The following is a 10,000-nucleotide window of genomic DNA, read 5'->3' as shown; positions in this document are numbered from 1 at the left end:
CGATAGCGGTAACCGCTTTGTCCGTCCGGGCGGGGCCAGCCACCTGTTCCTGCTGACCCAGGGCTATGCCGTGCTGGACGGGCCGTCCATGCCGATCATTGGTAAGGACGGGGCTGAACCGAACGACACCTATGTCGAGCAACTGACCGCCAGCGCCAAAGCCGCGGTCGATGCCGTCGTCGCTCTGGGCGTCGCGGATCGTAACCGCATCGCCGTGGGTGGCCACAGCTATGGGGCCTTCATGACCGCCAACCTGCTGGCCCACACCGATCTGTTCCGGGCCGGTATCGCGCGCTCAGGGGCCTATAACCGCACCCTGACGCCGTTTGGTTTCCAGTCGGAACAGCGCACCTACTGGGAGGCGACCGACACCTACACGAAGATGAGCCCCTTCACCTATGTCCGTAACATCAAGGACCCGATCCTGCTGATCCACGGCGAAGCGGACGACAATTCCGGCACCTTCCCCATCCAGAGCGAGCGCTTCTACGCCGCCCTGAAAGGCGCCGGGGCCAATGTGCGCTATGTGGTCCTGCCCAATGAGGCGCATGGCTATCGGGCGCGCGAGTCCAACCTGCATACGCTGTGGGAAATGACGCGCTGGCTGGACACCTATGTCAAGAACGCCCCGCCGCGGGCAGAAAAACCGGCCGCGAAGTAAGCGAAGTACGGAGCGCCTCCGGTAAGAGGCGCTCCGTCCCTTCGCATCCGCAAAAATAATCCACGGTTCGGGGTGGCGCTTTGACGCAGATTCGGTTATAGACCGCGCCAAATCACGCGCGCCGAACCGGTTTGGCCTCTCACATATGTCTGCGAGAGGCTTTTTTATGGGTTGGCAAGCGCCTCCGGCACCTGACGGAGGCGTGCGGAAAAGCCCCCCACCCGGCCCCCGGTTTATATATCGGCGCGCCATCCTCTCCCGATATGGGCCGAGGAAAGATCAGAGTCTTTTATGAATCTTCGCAATATCGCCATTATCGCCCACGTTGACCACGGCAAGACGACGCTCGTGGACGCCCTCCTGGCTCAGTCGGGCGTCTTCCGCGCCAACGAAGCCACGGTTGAGCGCGCCATGGACTCCAACGATCAGGAGCGTGAGCGCGGCATCACCATCCTCGCCAAGTGTACCTCGGTCCTGTGGAACGGTAAGGCCGGCGAAACCCGCATCAACATCATCGACACGCCGGGCCACGCCGACTTCGGCGGCGAGGTTGAGCGTATTCTGGGCATGGTGGACGGCTGCGTCATCCTTGTGGACGCCGAAGAAGGCGTCATGCCGCAAACCAAGTTCGTGCTGGGTAAGGCGCTGAAGCTGGGCCTGCGTCCGATCCTGTGTATCAACAAGGTCGATCGCGCCCACGCCGATCCCGACCGCGTGCACAACGAAGCCTTCGACCTGTTCGCTGCCATGGGCGCGACGGATGAGCAACTCGACTTCCCGCACATCTATGCGTCGGGCCGTTCGGGCTGGGCGACGCTGGACCTCAATGTGCCGTCCGACAACCTCGCGCCGCTGTTCGACCTGATCGTCGATCACGTACCGCCGCCCGCCGTGCAGTCAAAGGTCAACGAGCCGTTCCAGATGCTGGCCGTGCTGATCGAATCCGATCCGTTCCTGGGCCGCATCCTGACGGGCCGTATCGCGCAGGGTAAGGCCACCCCCGGTCTGGCCATCAAGGCGCTGAATCGTGACGGTCAGGAAATCGAGCGCGGCCGCATTACCAAGGTGCTGGCCTTCCGCGGCCTGAAGCGTCAGCCGCTGGACGAAGGTTCGGAAGCCGGTGACATCGTCGCCATCGCCGGTCTGTCGAAGGCCACGGTTGCCGACACGCTGTGCGATATGTCGCTCGACACCGCCCTGCCGGCGCAGCCGATCGACCCGCCGACCATCTCGATGACCGTGTCGGTCAACGACTCGCCGCTGGCCGGTCGTGAAGGCTCCAAGGTGCAGTCGCGCGTGATCCGCGACCGCCTGCTGAAGGAAGCTGAATCCAACGTCGCCATCCGCGTCACCGAGTCGGGTGAAAAGGACGCCTTCGAAGTCGCCGGCCGCGGCGAACTGCAACTGGGCGTGCTGATCGAAAACATGCGCCGCGAAGGCTTCGAAGTCGCCATTTCGCGTCCGCGCGTGGTCTATCAGACCGATCCGGAAACCGGTGAGCGCATGGAGCCCATCGAAGACGTGATGATCGACGTCGATGAAGAGTTCACCGGCGTCGTCATCGAAAAGCTGTCGGCGCGTAAGGCTGAACTGAAGGACATGGCCCCGTCGGGCGCGGGCAAGACGCGCATCCAGCTCAAGTCGCCGTCGCGCTCGCTGATCGGTTATCAGGGCGAATTCCTGACCGACACGCGCGGTTCGGGCGTGCTTAACCGCGTCTTCTCGCACTACGAAGCCTATAAGGGCCCCATCGAACAGCAGCGCAAGGGCGTGCTGGTGTCAAACTCGGACGGTGAAACGGCGGCCTACGCTCTGTGGAACCTCGAAGAGCGCGGCGTGATGTTTGTGGGTGCCGGTGAAAAAACCTATATGGGCATGATCATCGGTGAAAATTCGCGCGCCGACGACCTCGACGTCAACCCGATGAAGGCCAAGCAACTGACCAACGTCCGCGCGTCGGGCAAGGATGAAGCCATCCGCCTCACCCCGCCGCGTCGCCCGACTCTGGAACAGGCCATCGCCTATATCGAAGACGATGAACTGGTCGAAGTGACCCCGCTCAACATCCGCCTGCGCAAGAAGGAACTGAACCCCTCGTTCCGTAAGAAGCGCGCCAAGGAAGATTAAAACAAACGGCCCCGGAAACGGGGCCGTTTTTGTTTGTGGGCAAAGGCTCATCAAACGTGCCTGCGCTTTGCGATTGCGTTTTTTATCGTTCCTGATAACTTATCGGCGCTAAGTTACGATGGGGGAGTTCACATGCGTCGCTTTTGGGTATCGGTGGTTTTAAGTCTGGGGGTGATTGCCGGTTTTGTTGTCATCGGACTTTATTACGTACCTGATAGCGCCCGCTTGCGCCCGGCCGATGAAGCGAAGTGGCGGGCGTTGACCTTGCCCAAACCCTATGTGGAATACGCCTGCGGGGATAGCATCGGGAAAGAAGAGCGTACTGAGTGCGAGGCCAACCTGTCGGAATATGCCCCAGGAAACGGTTTCGACCTCATCTTTCCTCAAAACATACCCGATGAAGACTGCGCGCTGATGGCCACAGTGCTGCGCGACGAGGCCAAGGCTGAAAGCGATGGCGAAGTCTATCTGAACGTCAAGGGTCAGATGAACTGTCCTTTTTCAAAATATGGACTCAAGCATTCTACCAAACACGAGCCCGAAGGCGGATATTTTATTATGAACTACTATAGCCTTGACGAACGCCGTGTATCGGCCGACGTCTTTGCCTTCGCCTATCGCCATACCTACGTCTCACGACCCCAATACAGCCTGTTTCGTACGCGCGCCGTCATTTCCTATGGGCATGAAGTCGAAGCAGGTTCAGGTTATATATGCACCTATAACCGCTTTTCAGGTCAGTGGCGGCGTGAGGGCACCTGCGCAATGTCCTGGGTAAGCTGACTTAAAGTATTGGGGTCAAGGGGGCCTTGCCCCCCCCCCTGTCTTGCCCCCCTGTCTTGCCCTAGGCCTTCAACATCTGCTCGACGATGGCCTCGTCCAGCGGTTCGAAGGTGTCGATCTGGGCGCGGTGCCACTGCTTCATCAGTCCTTCGCGCGCTGTGCCGTTGAGGATTGCGCCCGGTTCGACGTGCGGATAGGCGACATCGCCACGCACAACCTCACCATTGGCGGCGCGCACGTGCAGGTGCCACGGCTTGAGGTCACGCGGGTGGTTGAGGCCCGCCGCCGCCAGCATTTCGGATAAGGCTTTCAGCGTATTGCGATGATAGTGTTCGACACGCGGGGCCTTGTCCCTGACCACAAGCGCGCGTCTGCGCCACCAGGCCTGAGTCGTCACGCCGGTTGGGCAGTGGTTGGTATGGCAGGCACGGGCCTGAATACAGCCGGCAGCGAACATGAAGGCGCGCGCCGCCATCACGAAATCGGCCCCAAGCGCATGCACGCGGCAAAAGTCAAAGGCCGAGACGACCTTGCCCGAGGCGCCGATGCGGATATGACCGCGCAGCCCGGCCCCCACCAGCGCATTGTGCACAAAGCTCAACCCTTCGAACAAAGGCAGACCGACATGGTTGGACAGTTCGACCGGTGCCGCGCCCGTGCCGCCTTCGCCCCCATCGACCACGATATAGTCCGGCGTGATGCCGGTGGCCAGCATGGCCTTGACCAGCGCCAGAAACTCGGCCCGGTGGCCGATCGCCAGTTTCAAACCCACAGGTTTGCCGCCCGACAGGCGACGCAGTTCGGCGATAAAGCTCATCATTTCGCGCGGCGTCGAAAAGGCCGGGTGGGCGGCGGGCGACACGCAATCGCGTGTCCGGTCGATCAGGCGAGTGCGGGCGATTTCGCCAGTAATCTTGGCGCGCGGTAGAACGCCACCGTGTCCCGGCTTGGCCCCCTGACTGAGTTTCAGTTCGATCATCTTCACCTGATCGAGCGCCGCCGTGCGCGCAAAGGCCTGCGGATCGAACTGGCCCTCCGGCGTGCGACAGCCGAAATAGCCGGAGGCGATCTGCCAGATCAGGTCCCCGCCATATTTGCGGTGATATTTGGAAATGGCCCCTTCGCCGGTATTGTGGGCAAAGCCGCCCAGCTTCGCCCCTTTGTTGAAGGCCATGATGGCATTGGCCGACACGGCACCGAAGCTGGTGCCCGAAATATTCAGCACCGAAGCGAAATAGGGCTTCTGACAATCCCGCCCGCCTATGCTAAGGCGAAAGTCGCTGGAGGCGATTTTGGACGGGCGCATCGAATGCGATATCCAGCCGTAACCCACGGCATTGACGTCGCGGATGGTGCCGAAGGGCAGCTTGTCCGACACATTCTTGGCGCGGCGATAGACCAGCGCGCGCTGTTCGCGGGTGAAGGGCACCGGGTCGCGGTCGTCCTCGATCAGATACTGGCGGATTTCCGGCCGCACCGCCTCAAGGATAAAGCGAAAATGCCCGATGATCGGATAGTTGCGCAGAATGGCGTGTGAGGTCTGGGTCAGGTCGCGCAAACCGATCAGGCTCAACGGCGTAAGGAGGAGCAAACCCCACCACAGATGCTGATCAACAAAATAGCCCGCCACCGCGCAGGCGAGCGTCAGCAACCACACACCCTGAAGGATAAAAAATCTCGATATCACCGCCGCCCCGCCCGATTAGTCATATAGCTGACATTATCAAGCGCTTGCGACGGTTTTCTGAAGGGTGCTGTTAAACCGCATCAGGGCTTTTTGGGTACGGAACTGAAACCACCCAACTGCCGGCTGAGGCCAATCATTATGGTCGGTGTGCGATTTTCGCTGGCAGACACGCTACGGAAGCGATTCGTCTCGGTAACCGTTTCGATCTTCGTCAGGGGCAGCGGTTCCTGCACCGTGATCACCAGCGACAGCTTCGGCATCAGATTGCGACGATAGTCAATCATCCCGGAACCATTGGCGCCGCGATACCCCTGCGTCGTGTAGCGTCGCCCGTTCAGCTTGTAATTCAGCGACAGAGAGCCCGTCTTGAGAGTATAGTTGAGCGACACACCGCCGCTGAGCGTTGTATCCGAACGACTGATCGACAGTTCCGGCACATCAATGTCCACAAAGGTCACCGTCGTGTCGAAGTTCACAGTAAGCGTATTGTTCCATCGCTGACTATAGGTCGCCGTCAGGCCGTAATTGCGTTCCTGTCCCGCATTCTTTCGCGTTGTCTCGGTGACGAAATTGCCAAGGTTCTGCGGATCAGCAATAACGCGGCTTGAGGTAACGAGCGTTTCGTCCTTGATCCGATAAAAGCCCGTTATTCTATAGTCCGAATGCGGCCGGTTAACCTCGTAAGTGACTTCCAGATTGTCGGCCTCTTCGGGCCCAAGGGCCGCATTCCCGATGGTGACGGCAGTCGCAGAACTAAACACCAGACCGGGGTTGAGATCGACAGGCTGTGGTCGTTGCTGCTTGTGGGTATAGCTGAAACGCAGACGGCGTTTGGGGGAAAAGGCATAGGTGGCGAACAGGCTGGGGTTTAAGCGGGTGTAGTCGATATGATTTTCAAGCGTCGTTCCCGGCGCTTCGGTCGAAAGCTCAAGGGTTTCGGCCCGCAGACCGGCCAGCAGTGTCCATTTGGGCGTCAGTTCCCACTGCGCCGTCGCAAATACCGCCGCCGACTGTTGCTCATAGCGGAAGCGATTACTTAAAAGGGCATCAAGCTGCAAATCCGCGACGGAGCCCGCCGGACCATAGGACAGGGTCTCGGTTTTGCTGGTTTCCGTATCGAATTGTGCACCGACGCTGACCTGAACGCGGTCAAAGGTGGTGTTGTACGCGGCGGACAGCATGGCGGTGCGGGTATTGGAACCCCCATCGCGCCGGGTATAGCGTGTGCCGGTGTTGGTGCTTACCGAAGCGCGTTCATAGTCTAAGCGGGTGAGCGAAGGCGTGTCCCGGTTCGATTGCGAGACCGTCAGGTCGAGCTTGAACGACTGATCCGGCTTTTGTCCGTAGTGGGTGTAACCAAGGCTCAGACTGCCGTTGTCGTTAGGGGTCCGCCCGTCGCTTTGCGAGCGAAAAACATCGCTCAGAGCACCGTCGGCCCCACGGGAGGCGGTATAACCTGCAAAGTCGCTATTCACCTTCCCCCGGTTGTAGCTGAGCCCCCCGGTCAGAACATCATTGTCGCTCAGGTCGTATTGCAGATTCGTCGTCAGCGAGCCTATGCGGTATCGACCTGTGACGGTACCCTCGGATCGCGCCTCACGGATTGCGCTGCCCGACGCATCAAAGGCGGTGGAGGCGCTATCGAAATCACTGTCGAAACGGCCGTCAAACACCGCCGCGAAGCCACTTATATTCAGCTTACCCTGCGTGTAGCTGAGATAGGCGTTGGTGTTACCGCCACCGCGCGAAGCGACCTGCGCGGACACGGACCCAAACAGGCCCGGCGGCAGATTGCGTTTGGTCACGATATTGACGATCGGACCCGAGCCGCTGGAAGAATATTGCGCGCCGGGATTGGAGATGACTTCGATGCTGGAGATATAGGCCGACGGCATGGCGCGCAGTGCCACAGCGCGATTATCTCCGGACAGCATCAGCGATGGACGACCGTTCAGATAAACCCGCGCGGTCTGACCGCGCACGCTGACATCGCCCTGCGCATCGACGGACACACCGGGTACCTTGTTGAGGGCCTCGGCCGCTGTCCCTGTGGCGGCCGCCGGGTCCTTCGAAACGTCATAGACCTCCTTACCCGTTGGGTCCACGCGCTTCTTGCCCTGAACCGTAACGGTCGTCGCGGCTTTATCATCATCTTCCGAGGTCTTAGGCGTTTCCGCCTTTTCCGCCTCTGTCGCTTTGGTCGCGTTCTGGGTATACCCCGTCGTCGGCAAAGCGAACTGAGCGGCAAACAGTAAAGCGACCATGGGAAAACCATGGCGTGAATAAGCGGACAAAGCCCCCTCCCCGCGATGTGCACAACTCAACCGAACAGAGTCGCCTTACACAATTATGACTTACACATCGGATTAAGCAAGCATCGCTTTTCCGTCTTTGATCCTCCGATGACTTTTTTGCTCTGTCGCTTTGGATTGCAGCCCTGACACTCTGCGACCTGCGCGTAATCTTAAGGCCCTTCTGCCGCCTCAGCGGCCCTTTACCCCCTTGGCGACTGTCATTCCCCGCCAAGGTCGATCATGCGCCATCCCCGTCGTTCGCTGCTTCTTTCTGCCACCGCTCTGGCCCTCGTTTTTGCGACCCCGGCGGCTCTGGCGACCACCACGGTTTCGACGGCCACCACCACGCCCTTACAAACGGCCACAGCCAATAGCGGTGGTGCAGACGATATCGACGTCACCGACGCCGCCACGATCACCTTAACCAGCGGCACCGCCCTCACCGTCAATTCGGATAACACGCTGGTTCTCAATGGTGTGGTTGAAATGTCCTCCTCAGACAGCGGTGCCACAGCGGTCCTGATTGACGGCGCCCGCACGACCAGCCTCGACCTTTCGGGGACGATCACGGTGACGGATAGTTACACCGCAGAGGACAAGAACAGCGATGACATCGTCGATGGTGTGTTCGCAGAAGGGACCAACCGCTATGGGGTGCGCGCCACCGGCCTACTGACCGGCAACGCCGATATCGACTCGACGATCACCGTGCACGGCAATCAGTCGGCCGCCATCCTGTTTGAAAAGGGGCAGGTCGGTGATTTCCTGTTTGACGGGACGATCAGCGTTCTGGGCGATGATGCCCGCGGTATCGCCCTGCGTGGCCCGCAAACCGGTCAGGTCTATCTGAGTGGCTCTATCTACACGCAGGGCAAGGACGCACAGGCGGTTGAGCTGTCCGGCGCGATCAACGGTGCTTTGGTGATCGACGCCTCGGTGACCAATACCGGCTATCGCTACACCAGCATCTCTGACGATTATCTGGATATTCTGGACGCCGACGACCTCTATCAGGCCAAGGCCGCAGTGCAGGTCTCAAATACTGTCAGCGGTGGCGTGCTGATCAACGCCGCCGTCACCAGCGAGGACGACACCAATACCGACGAAAACGGCAACGGTATAGAAGATACCGAAGAGGGCACGGCCTCTATCGCCCAGTACGGCACGGCGCCGGCCCTGCTGATCGGTTCCGATACGCAGGCCATTACGCTGGGGGCCATAGCCTATAATGACACGGCCACTGACGATTACAGCAGCCGGACCTATGGACTGGATATACGCGGTTCCATCTCGGCCTATGGCGTCTATGAGGGGGTAAATGCCACAGCCGCACAGATTGCTGGTCTGGGATACGAGGTACTGGTCACCAATGGCATTGGCCTGTCCGGATCGGTCAGCGCCTCCGCTTATGAAGCCATAGCCACGGGTCTGGCGCTCAAAAGCGGTGCCAGGGTTGGCACGCTTAATCTGTCGGGCACGCTGTCGGCCAACACCACCACAACCGATTCTCACACGGCCTATGGTCTGGATATCGACAGCGGCGCGACACTAAGCACCTTGAAGATTGAAACAGGGGGTGCCCTCACCGCCTACGGCTATGGCACGACGGCCAATGCCACGGCCTTGCGCGACACTTCCAACACCCTGACCTCCCTACTCGTCAATGGCAGCATCTCCGCCGGCATCACCCCCGGTGATGAGAACGAAGACGATGTGACCGACACCGCCGTAAACCGCGCGGTAGCCATAGACCTCAGCGCCAATAGCGTGGCAACGACGATTGAGCTGGTCAATGCCCATCTCGATGATGACGATTATGCCCTTCCCTATATCGCCGGTGATGTGAAACTGGGTTCCGGCAATGATACCGTCCGCGTGTCCAACGGTTATATCTATGGCAATATCGACTTCGGTGCGGGTAGCAATAGCCTCACAATCGAAGAGGAAGGCGTCGTTCTCGGCAAGCTGACGGGGGCCGGAACGGTGGCCGTCGATGTCGCCAACGGCCGTCTCGGGCTGAGCGCGGGCTCGCAACTGACCCTGTCGAGCCTGCATGTGGGCAGCGAGAGCGAACTTTATCTGGGACTGACCACCGCAGACCCCACCCGGCCGCTTCTGATCAACACCGGCACGACGGTGTTCGACGATGGCGCGGCGCTCTATCTGACGCTGGACAAGATCATCCAGACGCCGACGCGCTTCACCCTGATGACCGGCAAAAACATCGACTTTGGAACGCTCGACTTCGCAGACATGGATGAGCAGGTCCCCTGGCTTTACAAATCCACCCTGACGACGGGCAGCGCCAATGACGGGCTCTATGCCGATTTTCGTCTGCGCACGCAGTCCGAATCCGGTTTGAGCGTCACCGAGTACAGCGCCTTGGCGGCGGTGCTGACGGCGGCCGCGACCGACGATAACACGACCAGTACGCTACTGGCCGCTACC

Annotated in this window: 6 protein-coding genes; 4 read left to right on the top strand and 2 right to left on the bottom strand. The window is 60.0% G+C overall.

Going from position 1 to position 10,000, the window contains the following annotated elements; genetic code table 11:
* The 3 genes from LDL37_RS06305 to LDL37_RS06295 form a co-directional block, all read left to right on the top strand.
* On the top strand, positions 1-661 hold a 661-nt coding region (locus LDL37_RS06305), incomplete at its 5' end, for a prolyl oligopeptidase family serine peptidase (protein ID WP_290795714.1).
* Positions 662-952: 291 nt separating this feature from the next.
* Positions 953-2,788, top strand: a complete 1,836-nt coding sequence (gene typA, locus LDL37_RS06300; protein WP_290795712.1) for a translational GTPase TypA — start codon at positions 953-955, stop codon at positions 2,786-2,788.
* Positions 2,789-2,920: 132 nt separating this feature from the next.
* Positions 2,921-3,571 (top strand): hypothetical protein, encoded by a 651-nt coding sequence (locus LDL37_RS06295; RefSeq protein WP_290795710.1) that lies wholly within the window; start codon positions 2,921-2,923, stop codon positions 3,569-3,571.
* Positions 3,572-3,632: 61 nt separating this feature from the next.
* Here LDL37_RS06295 and LDL37_RS06290 read toward each other — a convergent pair whose 3' ends face one another.
* Both LDL37_RS06290 and LDL37_RS06285 read right to left on the bottom strand, forming a co-directional pair.
* Complete coding sequence (locus tag LDL37_RS06290) at positions 3,633-5,228, bottom strand: FMN-binding glutamate synthase family protein (RefSeq protein ID WP_290795716.1); 1,596 nt, start codon at positions 5,226-5,228, stop codon at positions 3,633-3,635.
* Positions 5,229-5,338: 110 nt separating this feature from the next.
* Entirely contained in the window at positions 5,339-7,522 is a 2,184-nt protein-coding gene (locus LDL37_RS06285) for a TonB-dependent receptor (RefSeq protein WP_290795708.1), read from the bottom strand.
* Positions 7,523-7,792: 270 nt separating this feature from the next.
* Here LDL37_RS06285 and LDL37_RS06280 point away from each other — a divergent pair.
* Positions 7,793-10,000, top strand: a 2,208-nt coding sequence (locus LDL37_RS06280; RefSeq protein ID WP_290795706.1) for an autotransporter outer membrane beta-barrel domain-containing protein, incomplete at its 3' end; no start/stop codon positions are given.

It is taken from the genome of Asticcacaulis sp. (assembly GCF_020217185.1).
GTDB lineage: Bacteria > Pseudomonadota > Alphaproteobacteria > Caulobacterales > Caulobacteraceae > Asticcacaulis.
Note: the sequence above shows the minus strand (reverse complement) of the source record. Positions and strands in the feature narration are given on the sequence as shown.

Coding starts and splice junctions, on each gene's coding strand:
- typA (WP_290795712.1), top strand. CDS start 953: ATGAATCTTCGCAATATCGCCATTATCGCCCACGTTGACCACGGCAAG.
- LDL37_RS06295 (WP_290795710.1), top strand. CDS start 2,921: ATGCGTCGCTTTTGGGTATCGGTGGTTTTAAGTCTGGGGGTGATTGCC.
- LDL37_RS06285 (WP_290795708.1), bottom strand. CDS start 7,522: ATGGTCGCTTTACTGTTTGCCGCTCAGTTCGCTTTGCCGACGACGGGG.